The following is a 17,397-nucleotide window of genomic DNA, read 5'->3' as shown; positions in this document are numbered from 1 at the left end:
GACGAGTGGGAAGCCGGCGAACGTCGTTATTTCTCCGAAGCCTCGATGCTCGAGCTGACCACCATGAACAACCCCGTCGAGATCATCGACGAGGCGGTGATTCTCCCCGAACTCGCTGCCGCCTAAACTAAACAAACTGATCCGCACGGTGACGAGGAATTACACCACCCAGCGGGACGTGACCCTTGCCGATGCGCCGACGCCCGAAAAACCAGGGCTGGTTCCTGGCGCACCGGCCCAGCGGCAGGTCTAGATTTGCCGCTGGGCAAGGCTGAGTTTCGAATCGTTGAGGAAGTGCTGCTGTATATTCATCGCAGTCCGGCCGGGTATGACGGGGCAGCGGTCGCACGCTCCATTGCCTCTAACGTGGCGACAGCTTGCGCAGGGCGCTGGCCTTGTGCGCGGCTTCGGCATCCGTCTTTTCAGATTTCACGATAAACGCTGGCTCATCTTTCGAGGCGTGAAACGTGTGGCCCGCAAAGTCGAAGTCGCTCGTCTTCTTCTCGACTATCTCCCCCTGAGTTCGTCCTTGAGCTGTTGCCCAACTCACCCGGTCGCCTGTACTGAAGTCTGTCATCCTCGAAGCATACGGACGGAGAGGGATCTGGGCTAGCACGGCAGGGTTGGAATTATTGGCGATCGCCTGCTGTGCGGGCCTGGATCAGCCAGGGAACGCTGCGCCGTAAATCGCGCGGAGCTCGGTGCTGTCGGCCCCGGTCACGCCGCAGCCGGTGATCGTTCCATCGACCGCGCCGACGAGGAAGCTCTGGCCGACCTCGAAGGGCACGCCCGAGAAGTCGGAGGTCACCGCATCAACCTGTGCTACCTCCACGCGGTCGGCGACGTCGCCGGTGAAGCGCTCCGTGACCTCCAACAAAATGGTCTTGCCCTGGATCTGCAGCACCGTCGCGGCGAACGCCTGCTGCTGCGCCGCGACGGTCGCCGGCTCGAGCACGAGGCAGCTGCCGCTCGCGAGGCCTCCGCCGCTGGGAGGCTGCAACGTCTCGACGGTGGGTTCCGCGCCGCCGAGCACGAGGGGCGCAACGATCGCAGCGGCGATGGCGAGGCCGGCGGCGATACCGATTACCGGCCTCCACCGCCGAAAGTCGCGTCGCGGCGCCTCGGGGGTGACGGTCGTGGTGCTGGAAGACTCGTCGGTCATGATCTGCTCCATTCTGTGGTCGAGCCACGTCGGCGAGGCAGGGGGCAGCGCGCGGGCCGGATCGGCGGCGCGCAGCTGATCGCGCAGCGCACGGTCATCGTCGTGCATCTTCGCTCCCTTCGTCGTAAGTTATATGTCCGGTCGGGTTGCCGGATTTCAGTAGCTCCTGCTTGAGTCGCGCCTTTGCACGGTGAAGTCGGATCGCCGCTGCGTTTGCGCTGATGCCGAGCACAACGGCAAGCTGGGGGCTCGTCAATTCGTCCCACGCCCACAGCCGCAGGATTTCGGCGTCGTTTCGACGCAGGCTGGCGAGGGCTGCGGTCAACCGGGCCGTCTCGGCTGTGCCATCTTCGGTGGATGCGGCGGGGCTCTCGTCCGCAGCGGCCGGTGGCGGGTCGATCGCGATGATGCGGCCGATGAGACGGGTGCGGCGACGCTCGGCACGTCGGGCGTTGCTGAGGCACTGCCGCGCGACGACGATCGCCCACGGCAGGGCGTCGTCGGGCACTTCGTCGAGGCGGCGCCAGCACACCAGCAGGGTGTCCCCGATCACGTCGTCGGCCGTCGCGGCGTCGGTACGGCGGTGCAGGTAACGGCGGACCGGGTCGATGACGAGCACGACGAGGTTGCGCATCCGCTTCTCGCGCTCGGTGTCAGTCACAACTCTCATACTGAGGTCTGTCCGGCACGGGCGCGGGGATTTCAGGCGAAATACTCTCGCACCGTTTTACCCTGTCAGCTTCCCGCGCGTGGCAACAGTCGAGGCTCACACCCACTATCGGGAGGAGGACGGCGAGTCGCGCCTGGAGCAGGCCATGGCAACTCTGTCAGGGCAGTGGAAAGCGCGCCGAAAATGAACCGGCCAATTGCGGGCTTCTACATCTAGTCGAGCATGCGGGAGCGCTGATCGCGTCCCGCTTCGCCGTACGGCCACGCCGAGGGCTCCGGGTCGCTTGCTGTGTTGAGCGTTGCAAGGTCCACTGCGGTGAGCGTGACGTCGACGCTGCCGAGGTTGTCAGCAAGCTGCTCGGTGGTGCGTGCGCCGAGAATGACCGAGCTGACCGCCGGTTGCGCACTCAACCAGGCCAGTGCGATACGCGACATCGACTGACTGTGAACGTCAGCGAGACCTTGCAGCGCCTCGAGTACACGCCACGTTCTCGCCTGAGCGGAGCGCAGGTCGTAGGCCTCGACGCCGCGCTGGGGATCCTCGCCCAAGCGAGTCGCGCCGGAGGGGCGCTGGTGCTGTGAGTACTTGCCAGCCAGCCAGCCGCCACCGAGGGGCGACCACGGAAGCACCCCTAGGCCGTTGGCTTCGCAGGCAGGCAAGATCTCCCACTCCACCTCGCGCGCCAGCAGATTGTATTGCGGCTGCATTGAGATGAGCGGGAACCGTCCGCGAGCGGCCGACGCTGCCTGAGCAATCTGCCAGCCAAGGAAGTTTGAGAGGCCGGCGTAACTAATTTTGCCCGACTGAACCGCAAATTCAAGAAACCCGAGGGTCTCATCAAGCGGGGTTATGGGGTCCCACGAATGCACCTGATACAGGTCGATGTGGTCGACGCCCAGCCGCCGCAACGTGCCGTCGAGCGCGCGCCGCAAGTGCCGGCGCGACGTGCCGGAATCGCGCGGGTCCACGCCGACGGGAAACCGCCCCTTGCCCGCAATCACGAGTCGGTTCCGCGCGAGCGCACTTTGGCCGCGCAGCCATTCACCAACGATCTCCTCCGACTGTCCACTGCTGTACACATCGGCGGTCTCGAGCATGGTGCCGCCGGCCTCCGTGTATAGATCCAGCTGGGCATGCGCCTGCTCGGCGTCAGTTTCGGCGCCGAAAGTCATCGTTCCCAACGCGAGCGAGGAAACGGCCAGCCCGGAGCGTCCGAGGGTGGTGTACTTCATACTTGGGTGACCTTTCTAAAGCGACGAAAGCGGAGAGCGTGGCCGAAAACGCCGACGAATGCTTCCCTGTCGGCATCGACCCGCAGGTCAATTGTCCATGATTCGGGTCAGGGAATTGGCGAGGCCGGGTTCGCAGGTGTGCGCCTGGCCTTGCAAAACGGCGAGACAGCCCTACGACGTCTTTGATCGCTGTCTTCGCTTCGCCGCCACCGCATGGTTGTCGTCGATATTGGCTCAGTCTTCGACTGACATTGAGCACGACACCTGTCGCGACCCAAACATCGACGTCGATAGCATGCTGCCCCACCGCTCACAGACGAACGGCAGAGTCGAGCGTTTGCACCGCACTTTCGGCGCCTCCCGAATTGGAACCACTGACCTGCACAGTGTTGAAAGACGCCGTCATTCAGCGGGACGTGACGCCAGGGGTGGTGTCACCGCCAGTAGTTGCGGCGTCGTACCGCACTGGTATCTGGTGGCGTTTCGTCGGTTGCATGTGGCGATTCGTCTCGGCGTGACACAGCAAACTTCTGGCCCCTGATACCAGTGGGGACAGAGTGATTCAGCGCTCGGCCGCCCAGGCGATACAGGTACCACGCCGCAACTCCGATGGCGAGAGACAAGACCGTTCCGAACCAGGGAGCGCTGATCTCCCAAGCTGGGTAGACGACCCAGTGGGTGAGGTAGATGAACAGGGATGCGCTGGCCAGAAGTCGCACGGCCGGCACGAGAACCCGGTGTATTCGTAGCTGCTGTGCCCAGATCAATAACAGTATTCCGCCCACTACAACCGCTTCGCGCGCTGGATCCCCGAAGAAACCGGCCGTGGCGACGATCGCCGCCACGGACACTGCCAGTCGCTTTCCCCGGCTGTCGGCCCGGGCGATGACCCACCCGAGCAGGAGAGACCACAGCACGGTGATCCCGGCGTAGCGTTCAACACCTTCAGCTTCGATCCCCACGAGCGCGAACCGGAGCGTGACCGCTGCCACAAAGAGAGCAACGGAAAACATCCAGGGATGTCGGCGCTCAAGACGATCGATTGGGCGAATGAGGAACATGGCCGCCAAGCCGAGTATTGTCCACACGGCGGCTTCGAGGAACCAGAATTGCCATTGCTCGTTCCAGCTACCGTCGCCGGGAACAATATTGTTGACCAACAAAGTGGTGGTCCAGGTGTACTTGCCGGTGAACACCGCGACGGCACCGATCCACAGCACGGCCGGAACCGCGATTTGGGCTGCGCTCGTGAACAGGCGGCGAACGCGCGTCGCCCCCGCCACGTTGGCAAGCTGGAACCTGGCAAGGTTGTACCCGGCGACGGCGAGCAGCAGATGCGCGCCGCCCTGCAGTGTGATCAGATCGGCATGGGTGGCAACGATCAGCACGATAGCCACAGCGCGAAGTACGGCGGGAGTTTCTACTCGGGAAAAACGGTCCCACCATCCCCTGCCTGTCGCCGCTTTTCGTTTCTCCGATTCGCCCGGAACAGTGCGATCAGCATGGGGGGAAGATCCTTCGGCCAAGCAAACGAGGGTCTGAGCCGATTGGCTGGGCCAATTTCGTGGCAGGGTCCCGAGCAAATCTTCCAGCCGCAAGGTCACCTCAACGTAGCTCAATGAATCCCCACCAAGCCCGGCGAACGAGTCGTTGATCGTGGCATCGGGTCGCTCGAGAAACACGATGAACAGGTCACGAATCATGTCGGCAGTTGCGCCCTGCCCGCCGTTCACCCCTATCGACGCCTTGTGAGCGTCAATCATTTCGGCATACCGCACGAGCGCGGCAAAATCGGGCTTGCCAGTGACCGTATGCGGAAACTCACTGATCGAGTAGACACGTATCGCGTGAGCGGGAATGCCGAGTAGTGCAGCGGCGCGGATTCGTGCGCGGTCAACGAAGCGGGCCGCTCGGACGAATACGAGGACGTCTTCTCCGGTGCTCGCGGTACGGGCTTCGAATCCCTCCTGGGTAAGGAGTCGTTGAACGGAATCGAGGTCGACCCGGAGTCCGTACACCTTCACAAAACGGTTCAGCCGGCCCACGACCTCGAACATGCCGTCGTCGCGGTGCCGGGCAAGATCGCCGGTGCGAAGCTCGTGGACGGTGCGCCCGAGGGCGAAATCTGCGGGTGTTTCTGCGTAACCGAGCATGACGTTGGGGCCCTGGTAGACCAGCTCGCCGACATCCGTTCCCGGCGCAGCATCGATGCGTAGGTGACCGCCTGGGATGGCGCGGCCGATTGTGCCAGCGGAATGGGAGGCGAACTCCGCGGGGACGTACGCCATGCGCGCGGTTGCCTCTGTCTGCCCGTACATAACGAAGAATTGGAATCCGCGACGTTCCCCGAGGTGCGCAAAGCGGCGCACCGCGTCGGGAGCGAGGCGGCCACCGGCTTGGGTGAGGTAGCGGATGCTCGCGGGCAACCGATCAGTGAACTGGCCCGCCTCGAGAAGCTCGAAGGTATACGGGACGCCAGCGATGGAGGTGATCCGGTGCATCGCGGCCTCGTCCCAGAACGCCGCGTCGGCTACTGACCGTTCAGTGAGGACAACGCTCGCTCCCGCCACGAGATGACTGTTCACCACGGAGAGCCCGTAACAGTAATGCAATGGGAGCGTGGTCACTGCCCGGTCAGCGGGGGTAAGACGCAGATATGACGTTATGGCGTGTGCATTGCTCAACACGTTCTGTCGCGATAAACGCACGAGTTTGGGCGTCCCGGTCGACCCGGACGTGCTCACCAGCAGAGCGAGGTCATCAGCGAAGCTGTGCGCGGAGCCGGGCCGTATCTCCTGCAGAGCCGCGTCACCCCCACTGCCGGCAAAAAGGACATCAGGATTGAACCGGTCGACGAGCGACGTACGAAGAGTCCGCGATGCTTCGTCGTCACCCGGCGGGACTAGAAGTACGGGGTGTCCGCCTTCCAACGCTGCAAGGTACGTGACGATCGACTCGACGGCGTTGGTCGCCTCCAGCATCACCAGTCGCCGCACACTGCCCAGCTCGTGTCGACGTGCAGCGGCCAGCTGGGCCACCTGGGAATAGCTGACGGTTCCACTGCCAGTGACGAAGGCGATGTCCTCGTCAGCGCCATTGAGGAGCCTGAGTCGTGGAGCGGGAACGGACTGGAACACGGAACACTTTCGAACGATACGTAGGAGCTTGTTAGGTAAGGATAACCTAAATGCGTCTACAGTCCTCCGTCTTCACAACCCGATCGTCGAGGTCAAGTCGGGCGGCCGCCCTGAGTCATCTTCGCGTCGCAGAATCGCGTTCTCTGTGTGACAGGCGGGAATGGCCCGCAACCTCGTTGCCCCTGCACCATCCGTGCCTATCCCAGTCGCGAAACGACCATCTTGATCAGCGGCCAGACACGTGCCACGGACTTGTGATTCACCCTCTCCGCGGCAGAATGCAGGGCCTGAAGCTCGGTGCCGATCGAGATAATATCGGCGACGGGCACCCTTCTGCTGAACATACCGAGCTCAAGTGAGCACTGAGACACCTCGACGTTGGGCTCCTTGCCGAGCACGTCACGGTAGGCCGCGGATGCCGTGGCCAGGAGTTGGGATTGCGGACGATACGGAAACTCCGGCGCGTCCAGGCCGTAGAGCTCACAGACGACACCACCGCCGGCGAGCGCCACGAGCGCTTGTACTCGCTCGATCAACTCGTGTTTCCTCGTGGTCAGGGCCGACGTGACCGTCGACATGATCCGTGCACCGTCAGCCGTCGGTCGCAACGTTCCGACATTGTTCGACGTTTCCACACGACCGGGGACGTGCAGATTCCAGCTGACCACCCCCTGCGGGATAAGCCGCAAAACGGTCATGAGCCGGAGTCCGGCGGCATGCGAAAATGCGACATTAGGACGTATCGCGTTCTTCAGTTCGACGCGAATGGCGGGGTCAGAAATCTGGTATTCACTCTTGAGATGTACATCGAGCTCGGCGATGAGAGCCTCGATCGAATCCGTGTCCGCGTCATTAAAGACGATGACAGCGGATGCATCGGCCGGGATCGCACTATTTTGAGCACCGCCAAACGGATCGGAAATGCGCACCTCGTGCGTACCGGACAGCCTGTGAACCGCGCGGGCCAGCACCTGCAGGGCGTTCGCCCGCTCCAACTGAATGTCGAATTCGCAGTGACCACCATTGAGCCCGTGCACCTCCAGCGAGCGCGCGCGGGTCAAGGTAGTCGGTATCGGTTCGAACTCCCCCGGGACATCGATTGTGAACGTCACGTCTCCGCTGCACCCCGCGAGGATCTCTTCGTCGGTGATCCAGTTGAAGTCGATCATGCGGCGCCCAGCGAGTTGCGTGACGTTGAACTGTCCGGCCCCCACCTTTCCCTTCTCTTCCATGGCTGTGAGCACTGCCTCCAGCGGCGGATGAGGAATGTCCGTCGATTCCAGCAGTGCGAGGATGTAGGACACTCCGATTCCGTTGTCCGCCCCCAGAGACGTTCCCGTTGCCGAGATGTACTCGCCGTCGACGACGAGGCTCAACGGTTGGTTCACGAAGTCGAATTCGACACCTTCGGCCTTTTCGCAGACCATATCCAGGTGGCCGTGCAGGATGAGCGGCGCTGCTTTCTCCAGGCCTCCCTGCCCCGGCTTTTTGACGAGTACGCAGTGCAGGTCATCCTGGGTCGCCTCGAGTCCGAGCGATCGCGCGAAATCCACGACCCAGGTGGCGACCTGTTTCTCGTTCCCTGACCCTCGCGGGATGCCCGTGAGCACTTCGAAGAATCGAAATACCTCGCGGGGTTCGAGGTCTCTGAGCACGCCAGAGTTGGTCGCTTCTAGGACGTCCACTGCAGACATATGTGATCCCTCTCGTTTGTTACTTGACAATGCTTGATTTGTTGCGCGACATGGTGAGGGCAACTACCCCGATAATGACCGCGCCGTAGACCAAGCTCTGGGCCTGAGCGTCGATGCCGACTGCGGTCGTCGCGATGGGAACCAGGGCAACGGTCAACGCTCCGAAAATTACCGTGAGCGGATTGACGACACCTCCGGAGATCGACGTTCCTCCGATCAGAGCTGCGGCGATGGCGGGAAGCAGCAGGTCGCTTCCCAGCCCTGTGGGTGACGCAGACCCCGCCTGGGCGATGATCGCGATGCCGGCGAGTCCGGCGGCGAACCCCGAGAGCGCGAAGGCCAGCACCTTGAGGGACCGGGTACGAACCGCAGAGAAGATCGCGGCCGACTCGTTCTTGCCGATGGCCGTCATTCCGCGGCCGATGCGGGTATAGCGCAAAAGCACCCAGAGAAAGACCGCAAGACACACGCCCATCCAGAACGTCATCGGCACATTCGCGATTCCGCTTTCGTACAGCGCGTGAACGCCTTCCCCGTTACTGGCGACGTAGACGGTCGTCCGGCCGCTGGCCACGAGCGCGACTGCCTGAAAGATTCCCAGCGTGCCCAGTGTCAGGGCGAAGGACGGTACCTGCGCGTAGGCGACGATCAAACCGTTCACGGCTCCGAAAGCGGTCGTGGCCAGGAGCACGATTACCGGCGATAGTCCCGCTACGGGCCCAAGTGTGAGCGCGAGCAGGATTGCTCCCAGCAGGCCAATCGCGGCATTCGACAGGTCGATCGACCCGACGTTGAGCACCATGGCCTGCCCGAGTGCCAGCAAAAGGATAGGGGCCGACGACGACGCGATTATCGCCAGTCCTCCACTCCCGATGAAGGCCGGCGTGAGGATGGCAACGACGACGAGTATCGCGAGGAAGATGACGATCGGGCCAATCGCATGCCAGCCTCCGATGCGCTTCACGGACGGCATCTTTCCGCGGGCAGGGACGGCGACCTTCGTTCTCTCGCTGTCAATCTTGGTCATCACAGCATCCTTTCGAGCAGGTCCAGGGTCGCGGGATTGTCGTGCCCGAGGTCGAAGACGCCTGAGATCCGGCCGTCTCGCATCACCACGATGTCGTCGGCGATGTCTAGCGCCTCATCGATCGTGTCGGGAATGAGGATGATCGCGGTTCCTTCATCGCATACCGACCGAATCTGCGCATTCACTGTTTCGGCCGCGCCCGGGTCGAGGCCTCGAAGCGGATGGTCCAGCACGAGGGCCTTCAGATGCGAGGAGTTCAACCACTTGGCGAGGACGACCTTCTGCTGGTTGCCGCCAGAGAAGTCCTGCAGCGTGTGCCCCGGCTCGCGAGGCCGGATGTCGAGCTTCTCAAACCACGCACGTGCCAGAGACAGCCTGCGCCGGGGAAGCTCGAACGGCCCGAGGGCTGCGGAGCCGGGATGCGTGAGCGTGATGTTTTGATCCGCCGGCATTTCCCCCACCATTCCCTCTGTCTTGCGCTCCGCGGGAACGTAGCCCACACCAAGAGCAACGGCCTTCTTGATGGTCAACTGGCGCCCGGAATAGCCCGCGATCGACACCGATCCGGAATCGAAGCCTTCGGCGCCGAATATCGCTCGCGCCACGGACTCGCGGCCGGAGCCGCTGGTACCCAGAATGGCCAGGACCCGGCCGGGGTAGGCATCGATCGACACATCCGCGTAGGAGCCTGCCCGGGTGAGGTCGTGGATCGAGATGACTGGACTATTCGCCGGATCGATACTGCGCCGACTTCGAACGGCAGCGTGAGTTTCCCGACCGACCATGAGACGGAACAGTTCCTCTTCGGTTACGTCATCGACGGTGCGGTCGGCGATCAATTCACCGTCGCGCATGACGACGACGCGATCGCAAATCCGCATCACCTCGTCGAGTCGGTGCGAGACGAAGATCACCGAGCCGATATCGCGAAGCTTGGAGATTTCCCTCTCCAAAATCGCGGTCTCCGTCCTCTCTAAAATCGCGGTCGGTTCGTCGAGGATCACGAGAGGAGTCGTGTGACTGGCGGCACTCACCCGGATCGCCCGGGCGATTTCGACCATCTGGCGATCAACGAACGAGAGGTCGCTGACCCGCGTCTTCGGATTCAAGTGCGATCCGATCAGGTCGAGAGCCTGTGCCGCGTCCGCGTAGAGGCGTCGCCAGTTGTAGAGCCCCAGCCGGTTGACACCGCCCCGGCCGATTGGGGTGTTCACCTCAATATTTTCGGCAATAGTGAGATTCGTGAATAGTGATTGCTCCTGGTGAACGACACCGATCCCCGCGCGTAGGGCATCAGCTGGCCCGCGGAACTGGACTTCCCGTCCGTTGACCGCGATTGTTCCTTCATCGTGCCGATAGTTGCCCGACAAGATCTTCAGCAGCGTGGACTTGCCCGCGCCGTTCTCGCCGATAAGTCCGATAACCTCACCGGGTTGGATACTCAGGGACACTCCACGAACGGCACGGTTAGATCCAAAGCTTTTGGAGACATTGTTCAGGTGAAGCACTGCAGGAGTTGTGGTCAGGTTGCTCACTTCGCCACCCGCAATCTGTCACGCTGCGACCATGCGGCGAACACAATGGCTGCGACCAGGATCGCGCCGGTGACGGCCGACTGATAGCTCGACTCAACGCCGGAGAGGATGAGCCCGTTGTTAAGGATCGTCAGGAGGAATACGCCCAATACGGTGCGCAGGATCCCCCCTTTGCCGCCGGCGAGGTGAGTTCCTCCGATGACAACTGCAGGGATGACGATGAAGAGCACTCCGGAGCCGACTGTGGGCGACCCGATGTCGAGTTGAACAGTAGCGAGGATACCGCCGAGTCCACTCAGTACAGCGGCGATGGCAAAGACGGCGACCTTCACAGGGAAAGCAGGAAGGCCCGCCGAGCGAACGATCGTCTCGCTGTTTCCAATGGCAAGGGTCACACGGCCGATCCGGGTGCTGCGCAGAACGAGTATGCCCAGCCCGATGACGAGCAGCGCCACCCAGAAGGAATTAGGAAGGCCAAAACTTATTCGCGAGGTCCAGCCCTTGAGCCCTTCGTCTTGCAGACGAGGGAGAAGGTCGGTTCCATAGAGCATGGTGGCGATCCCTAGCCCGACGTACCACATACCCAGGGTGACGATAAATGAGGGAACCTTCAGGGCGGTGAAAATGAGACCGCTGGCGATTCCGAGCAGGAGGGCTACGCCGAGGGCGATAACCCAAGCCCACGGCCCCAGGTCCGCTCCCCCGCGCGAGTTATTACTCAGGAGTATCCAGGTCATCCCGGTTGCCCCCATGACTCCCTCCACTGACAAGTCGATGGAGCCGAGGAGAATGACTAAAGTCGCTCCCACGGCCACAATCAAGGGGATGGCGGACTGGGTGAGCACGTTTTGGATGTTGGACGTGGTCAGAAAACGTTCATTGAGTAGGGAGAACACACCGATAAGAACGGCAAGGGCCACGAGTAAACTCAACGGCTCGGCGAGACCGCGAAACCGAGCGCGGCGCTCGATGCCGGACTCGCGGATCCTGATCGCGGTGGTGGTTATGCTCCCCGCGCCCTGTTCCGACAAGACTTTGTGAACCATGAGAAATCTCCTCGTTGATACCGATCACATAATGGTGATGTACCTGATCCGGCCCTCGTCGATCAGACGAGGGCCGGATCAGGTGGCCGCAATGCTACGGCTTGGGCAGGACTTCGGGTCCACCGCCGCCGATCAGAGTTGCCGGCTCGGTGTCCCACGGGCCCTTCTCGACGAGCTGGTCGACGAAATCAGCTGCAGCGGTGGGGGTGTCGTACTTTAGGTAGTCCCCCAGGGTTTCGGGCGTCACACACTTGATGTCGAAAAAACTCGTGCGCTTTTCCTTGGGCAGTTCAGACGGAACGATTTCTCCGGTCGCTGCCAGGTAGGCCGTATACAGACCGATAGCGGAGGCCATGTAGCCGCGGTGGAAGGTCTCGCCGACGATGGCGTTGTTGCCATAGCCTTTCTCCATCAGTGCCACCGTGTCGGGGTACAGGCCGTCAGAGGCGAACTTCACCTTGTCCAGCAAACCCGCGTCGTCGAAGGCCTGGATCGCACCGAGCTGCATGCCGTCGTCGGCGCTCCAGACACCATTGATCTGGTCTCCGTACTTTGCAATCAAGTCCTTGGCATTCTGATTCGCGAGCTGCGGGTCCCAATTCGAGGGCTGGTTCTCGAGAATCTTGATCCCTGGGTAGTTTTCACGCATTTCAGCTTCAAAGCCGGCAACACGCGTCTGGCTCGTTGTGCTGTCCTGGACGCCGGGGAACATGATGACGTTGCCCTTACCGCCGAGCGCATCACCGATCGCCTGAGCGTTGCAGCGGCCCGAGTCCACGCCGGGGTGCTTCTGGAAGGCCACAAAATTGTTGCCCGAGTCCCAGGGCTCGAAATTGTCCGGCTTGTTCCACCAGATCGACACGTAGCCGCCGGCACGCTTCACAGCGTCCACGATCGTCGGGGTGTCCGAACTCGCGACGGTGTTGACGAACATCACGACCTTCTTGCCCTGCGCCAGAATTGCCTGAATCTTTGAGATTTCAGTCTGCGACGAGCCCTGCGAGTCGATGATCTCGAGCGGAATGTCCAGTTTTTTGGACAGCGCCTTCGCCCCCTCAATATTGGCGATGAAGTAGGGGTTGGTTGTGTTGATGACAGAGGCGACGAGGACCAGGTCCTCCTTGGCAATGGGGCCGGAGGAAGAAGATCCGCCAGCTCCACTCGCGGTCGACGTGCACCCGGCGAGTGCGAGCGCAGCGACAGCGGCGATAGCGGCGAATCGAACGAGCGCACCGCGATTGTGTTTCAGAGACATCTTTGACTCCTTGTTGGTGAGTGAGGCTTGGACTACGTCCCGTGCATCTTTATTCAATAAGGCATTTTTGATTCATTGTGAGGATAGAGGCGATGAGGCGCGCACACAAGACCATTTCGCTTGATAGTTCACCTGTAACCGATTCGTTAGAATTGGGCTCCGGCAAAGCGTGCATCAGTGCAAAGTGCGGAAGAAATCACGGACGTCGGTCACGTAGATTTCCGGTTCCTCCAAAGGAGCGAAGTGCCCACCGCTCTGATGAACCCGGTATTGCTGAAGGTTGAAGTATTTCTCCGTCCAGGTTTTCGGCGGCTTGTATATCTCGCCCGGGTAGATCGACACGGCGGTCGGTACTCCCACGACCGGGAATCGGTTGTGACTCGGAGTCCACGGGTTTCCTCGGCATTCCCAGTAGTACCGGGAGGACGTTCCGCCTGTTCCGGTGAGGAAGTACACCGCGGCGGTCGTGATCAGGTCGTCCTTGGGCCAGACACTCTCAAATGCCTCTGTGCCGCTACCGCGTTCCGCGAGGCCCCAGAAGTACCGCTTTTCGGTGATCCAGGCCAGCTGGGCTGCAGGTGAGTCGGTGACGAGCGCCGCGAGCGTCTGTGGCTTCGTCAATTGGAGCTCACCGTAGCCGCTCTCATTCTCGACGAACAACTTTCCCCGATCGAACCAGCCGGATTCGTCAGCAGAGTACTCGCTCGCCGCCGGCAATCCCAAAGCGGAGTCGTACTCGATGCCCTCGGGTTGGTCGGGATGTTGTGCGAGATAGTGCGACATCTGCGCGGGAAAGTGCGTATAGACGCCGATGACGTCGGACTCGTACTTATGCCCGTGCTGCTGTGCGATCAGCGCACCCCAATCCCCTCCCGCGGTGGCGTAGCGGTCATACCCGAGGATCTGCTTCATGAGTACGTTCTCAAGATCAGCGGTCTTCCAGAAATTCCACCCTGTCTCTGTGAGCGGCGAGGAGAACCCATAGCCGGGCAGGGAGATGAGAACCACATCAAAGGAGTCAGACTCCACGCCGCCGAATTTAACCGGATCCGTGAGAGGTTCGATGATCTTGCGGACGTCCCAGAAAGTCCACGGCCAGCCATGGTGGAGAAGCAGCGGCTTCGGATTGGTTCCTTTGCCACGTACATGGATGAAGTGCAGGGGAACGCCCATCACGTCGACCTTGAAGTGTGGGAGTTCGTTCATCTGACGCTCGACAGCGCGCCAGTCGTACTCATTGATCCAGTAGTCGATGAGGGTGCGGTGGTACTGGGTATTGTAGCCATAGCGCCAGTCTTCGTTCCCAAAGTCCTGGGGGAATCGAGTCCGTTTCAGCCGCTCCATCATGTCGTCAAGATCCGCGTCGGGGATGCGGATCTCGTACGGACGAACATCAAACGAGTCCAACAAACTAGAACCTCCTTGTTCCGTGTCGCACACGCGGGGTATTTTTTTATTCAGTGACTGCGTGTATATTCATTTTATATCTCATCCGCAGTCCATCTGTCAACGAATCGCGGCAGCCCGGAAGGTACAGGCGAACCGGGCCCAAGCATCGTCGTCCGGTTTGGACGAAGCACTAGACCGTTTCGGATGCAATCATCTCGAGAAAGAGAAGTGAACCATGGTCACTGCCCTCGACAAGTATGCGGATATGAAGCCCAACTGGGACTACCCAGTCATAATCGAGTCTCATATCAACGGCATTCGTACGAAAGAAATGAACCCGAACACCCCGATTTCCTACGACGAGATTGCGGAAGACGCAATTCGCTGCTGGGAAGCCGGAGCCGGTGCGATCCACGCCCACAACACCAGTTTCGACCTCATGGGCAAAGATGCGTACAAGGACTACATGCGCACTTGGGACAAGGTGTTGCAGAAGCACCCTGACATCACCTGGTACCCCACGACCTGCAACAACCTCCGTCTCAAAGGCGACGAGAACGGCCTTCAGCACGTCCCCTTCCTCGTCGAGAAGGCAAACGTTCGGATTGCCTGTGTCGACACCGGGCTCACCCTATTCGCTACAGAAACGGATGCCGAGGGATACCTCGCCGGCCCCGAATTCGGGTTCAACTACGAACGCGTTGGCAGTCAAATCAGGATGCTGCGGGCGCACGGCACTCCCATGGTCTTCGGCGTCTACGAACCAGGCCATCTTCGCCACGCCATGCACTACGTCAACAAGGGACTCTCTACGCCAGGCTCCATGTGGGATTTCTACCTCATCGGGGATTACGGTCTCACTGCCACAGATCCCATCGGAACGAACGGTATGAAGCCAAGTCTCGAGAGCCTGTACTACTACCTCTGGATGATCGAGGAAGCGAAAGTCACACACCCCTGGTACATCTCGATCTGGGGTCAGGGCGCCCTCGACGACACCTCGATCCTCCGCAGGGCGATCGAGCTCGGGGGCCACATCAAGACCGGCCTGGAACTGTTTTATGATCCGGCTCGCAATCCGACGAACCTGGAGCTGCTGCAGCAGGCCCAGGAAATCGCCAGGGAAGTCGGCCGGCCCATAGCAACGCCGGACGAGGCGAGGGCTCTGTACAACATTCGATGATGCACAATTGACGGGAGTATTTCGCGCAGCCCCCTGCGCTCGAATGCGCGACTATTTACGCACGAGCATCGTCAGTATGAGTTACCCGCGGAAACGCCCATTCCGAGTGTCGTTGTTGGAGCCCGGTCACAAGCGCATGCACGATTTCGTCGACTGTCCCCTGGACCCCCTCGCCGCGGATGCTCCCCAAACTCGAAGGCGACCAGTCCAGCTTCATTGCACCGTAGACCGCGTCGACGACCGGCCGCAGTCGCTCGGGTTTTTCCAGCACGATACAAGCGGTGAGCAGCCTGGCACTATGCATGGCGCGCTGAGCGATTCCCACGACCTTCACCTGCCCTCGCGCGTTGACGCTATGGTCCCCCGCACAGTATTCCCCGACGACGGGACCGACTCGAGCGTCGAGGCCGAGGTCGCCCAGCACCTCCCGAAAACAACCAGCTCCCGCTTCAAAGGCCGCTATGTGATCACCGTAGAACTTCAAGGGGGCCATGAGATCGACGATCAGGCACGTCTGGTCGTACGCCACTGCACGTCCCCCTGCGAGGCGGATCACTGGCTCAAAGCCGAACCCACGAGCCACCGCCGAGGCTGCGGCGAATTCAGGCATCAAGCTTTCACGTCGACTGAATGCCACGGTGGGAATTGGGCGATAGGCCCTGATCCGAGCCTGAGGGTTGGCGTCTTCTTGCATCTCGCGGAGCACGCGTAAGGATTCATCGATGTCGTCTTGCGCTGTGTCGCCGACCCGACCCAGTGATAATTTCGGACCGCGAGTGAGCAACTTCTGGTTCCCCTCCGTCATCACGTGCAGGACTCAGAATCTGAATCGGGGAAGAGGCGATCGATAGATTGTTCGATCGGCTGGCGGATGCGCCCCTGCACCGAGAGGTGCGTTCCATCAAGACCAGCCTGAAGCCACCGGTGTGGGATCGTCATCCGTCGATTTCCCCACCCCATGAACTGACCTAACCTAGACTCGAAGTCTAGAGCGAATTGGATATTCTTGCAACTGACGAATCTTGATACAATTGCGTAACTGAGCGATAGGAGAAGCTGTGGCTACTGACCTTGAACCGCGCCGGTTCATGACAAAGGTGGCGCGGATGTACTACACCCACGGCATTCGACAGATCGAGATCGCGGCGACCTTGGGCATATCGCAGGCCCGCGTTTCCCGGCTGCTTCAAGCCGCCGAGCAAGCGAAAATTGTGCGAACGATTGTCGTCATCCCTGAAGGACTGCACGCGGAGGTCGAAGAAGATCTCCAGAAGCGCTACGGCTTGTCTCAGGTTCACATCGTGGAGGCGCTGGATCCAAACGATGAGGCCGGCATCAATCGAGACCTCGGAGAGGCCGCCGCGCTCATCCTCTCGGCAATGCAGTTATCAGGGAAAACTATCGGCTTCACGTCATGGAGCCGGTCGCTGCGTTCACTCGTGGCCGCCCTCGAACCGTCGAAAAAAAAGAAGTCCGGTGCCACTCGCATCGTCGAGATGCTCGGGGACGTCGGCCCGCCACAGTTGCAGCATGATTCCACCCGTTCCACGCAGCGCTTTGCCGACCTGATCGGTGGGACTCCCCTGTTCATCCGCGCCCCCGGCGTTCTGTCTTCTGCGGAAGTGCGTGAAGCAATGATCAGCTATGACGCGCACACCCGCGAAGCGATCGCGGCGTTGGATGAGTTGGACGTTGCCCTTGTCGGTATCGGTACCTGCAATATCGATGCACCGTTGGAGCCGGGCGGCAACTTTTTCACAGTCGAACAATTTGCAATGGCACAGTCGCTCGGCGCCGTCGGACAGATCAACCTCAGGTTCATCGACGCGGACGGAATCCCGCTCGAGAGCGAGCTTGATTCCCTGGTGATCGGTGTGACCCTGGCCCAGCTTCCCGCCAAGGGCGGACGATTTGCCGTCGCTGGTGGAAGGTCGAAATACGAGGCTGTGCGCGCGGCCCTGCGCGGTCACTGGATCGACACCCTGATCACGGACATGGAAACGGCAGAGCGACTCTTGCAGGAGTAAACGCCCAGAGCGGCGGCCCGCACCGCGAGCCGCCGCCGTC

At 61.1% G+C, this 17,397-nt stretch carries 14 protein-coding genes; 2 read left to right on the top strand and 12 right to left on the bottom strand.

The annotated features are described in order from the left end of the window. Positions 1-361 precede the first annotated feature (361 nt). From CXY72_RS02820 to CXY72_RS02770, 11 genes are all read right to left on the bottom strand, one after another. Positions 362-577, bottom strand: a complete 216-nt coding sequence (locus CXY72_RS02820; protein WP_104126204.1) for a DUF2945 domain-containing protein — start codon at positions 575-577, stop codon at positions 362-364. Positions 578-661: 84 nt separating this feature from the next. Then, on the bottom strand, positions 662-1,270 hold the full coding sequence (locus CXY72_RS02815; protein ID WP_104126199.1) for a hypothetical protein: 609 nt from the start codon (positions 1,268-1,270) through the stop codon (positions 662-664). Next, the gene (locus tag CXY72_RS02810; RefSeq protein WP_104126203.1) at positions 1,257-1,823 is read right to left on the bottom strand and encodes an RNA polymerase sigma factor; all 567 of its coding nucleotides are present in this window, start codon (positions 1,821-1,823) and stop codon (positions 1,257-1,259) included. Before CXY72_RS02810 ends, CXY72_RS02815 begins: the two co-directional genes overlap by 14 nt. 221 nt (positions 1,824-2,044) lie before the next feature. Then, positions 2,045-3,064, bottom strand: a complete 1,020-nt coding sequence (locus CXY72_RS02805; protein WP_104126198.1) for an aldo/keto reductase — start codon at positions 3,062-3,064, stop codon at positions 2,045-2,047. Positions 3,065-3,498: 434 nt separating this feature from the next. Further along, positions 3,499-6,201: an AMP-binding protein gene (locus CXY72_RS02800; protein WP_104126197.1), complete on the bottom strand. Its 2,703-nt coding sequence runs from the start codon at positions 6,199-6,201 to the stop codon at positions 3,499-3,501. Between the two features lie 197 nt (positions 6,202-6,398). Further along, positions 6,399-7,895 (bottom strand): beta-Ala-His dipeptidase, encoded by a 1,497-nt coding sequence (gene pepD / locus CXY72_RS02795; protein ID WP_104126196.1) that lies wholly within the window; start codon positions 7,893-7,895, stop codon positions 6,399-6,401. 19 nt (positions 7,896-7,914) lie between these two features. After that, positions 7,915-8,922 carry an ABC transporter permease gene (locus CXY72_RS02790; protein ID WP_104126195.1) on the bottom strand — a complete coding sequence of 336 codons (1,008 nt, stop codon included), beginning with the start codon at positions 8,920-8,922 and terminating at the stop codon, positions 7,915-7,917. Next, a complete protein-coding gene (locus CXY72_RS02785; RefSeq protein WP_104126194.1) occupies positions 8,922-10,457 on the bottom strand; it encodes a sugar ABC transporter ATP-binding protein in 1,536 nt (511 codons plus the stop codon). The genes CXY72_RS02790 and CXY72_RS02785 overlap by 1 nt, the downstream gene beginning before the upstream one ends. Then, positions 10,454-11,503 carry an ABC transporter permease gene (locus CXY72_RS02780; RefSeq protein WP_104126193.1) on the bottom strand — a complete coding sequence of 350 codons (1,050 nt, stop codon included), beginning with the start codon at positions 11,501-11,503 and terminating at the stop codon, positions 10,454-10,456. Before CXY72_RS02780 ends, CXY72_RS02785 begins: the two co-directional genes overlap by 4 nt. Before the next feature lie 94 nt (positions 11,504-11,597). Then, a complete protein-coding gene (locus CXY72_RS02775; RefSeq protein WP_104126192.1) occupies positions 11,598-12,758 on the bottom strand; it encodes a sugar ABC transporter substrate-binding protein in 1,161 nt (386 codons plus the stop codon). A 174-nt stretch (positions 12,759-12,932) separates the two neighbouring features. Beyond that, on the bottom strand, positions 12,933-14,168 hold the full coding sequence (locus CXY72_RS02770) for an epoxide hydrolase family protein (RefSeq protein WP_146071027.1): 1,236 nt from the start codon (positions 14,166-14,168) through the stop codon (positions 12,933-12,935). Positions 14,169-14,382: 214 nt separating this feature from the next. On the opposite strand from CXY72_RS02770, the gene CXY72_RS02765 reads away from it, so the two are divergent. Continuing rightward, complete coding sequence (locus CXY72_RS02765; protein ID WP_104126190.1) at positions 14,383-15,330, top strand: 3-keto-5-aminohexanoate cleavage protein; 948 nt, start codon at positions 14,383-14,385, stop codon at positions 15,328-15,330. A gap of 55 nt (positions 15,331-15,385) precedes the next feature. Here CXY72_RS02765 and CXY72_RS19140 read toward each other — a convergent pair whose 3' ends face one another. Beyond that, complete coding sequence (locus CXY72_RS19140; protein WP_158252447.1) at positions 15,386-15,940, bottom strand: hypothetical protein; 555 nt, start codon at positions 15,938-15,940, stop codon at positions 15,386-15,388. Between the two features lie 448 nt (positions 15,941-16,388). On the opposite strand from CXY72_RS19140, the gene CXY72_RS02755 reads away from it, so the two are divergent. After that, positions 16,389-17,357: a sugar-binding transcriptional regulator gene (locus CXY72_RS02755; protein WP_104126188.1), complete on the top strand. Its 969-nt coding sequence runs from the start codon at positions 16,389-16,391 to the stop codon at positions 17,355-17,357. Positions 17,358-17,397 lie beyond the last annotated feature (40 nt).

It is taken from the genome of Cryobacterium sp. Y57, assembly GCF_002929505.1.
GTDB lineage: Bacteria > Actinomycetota > Actinomycetes > Actinomycetales > Microbacteriaceae > Cryobacterium.
Note: the sequence above shows the minus strand (reverse complement) of the source record. Positions and strands in the feature narration are given on the sequence as shown.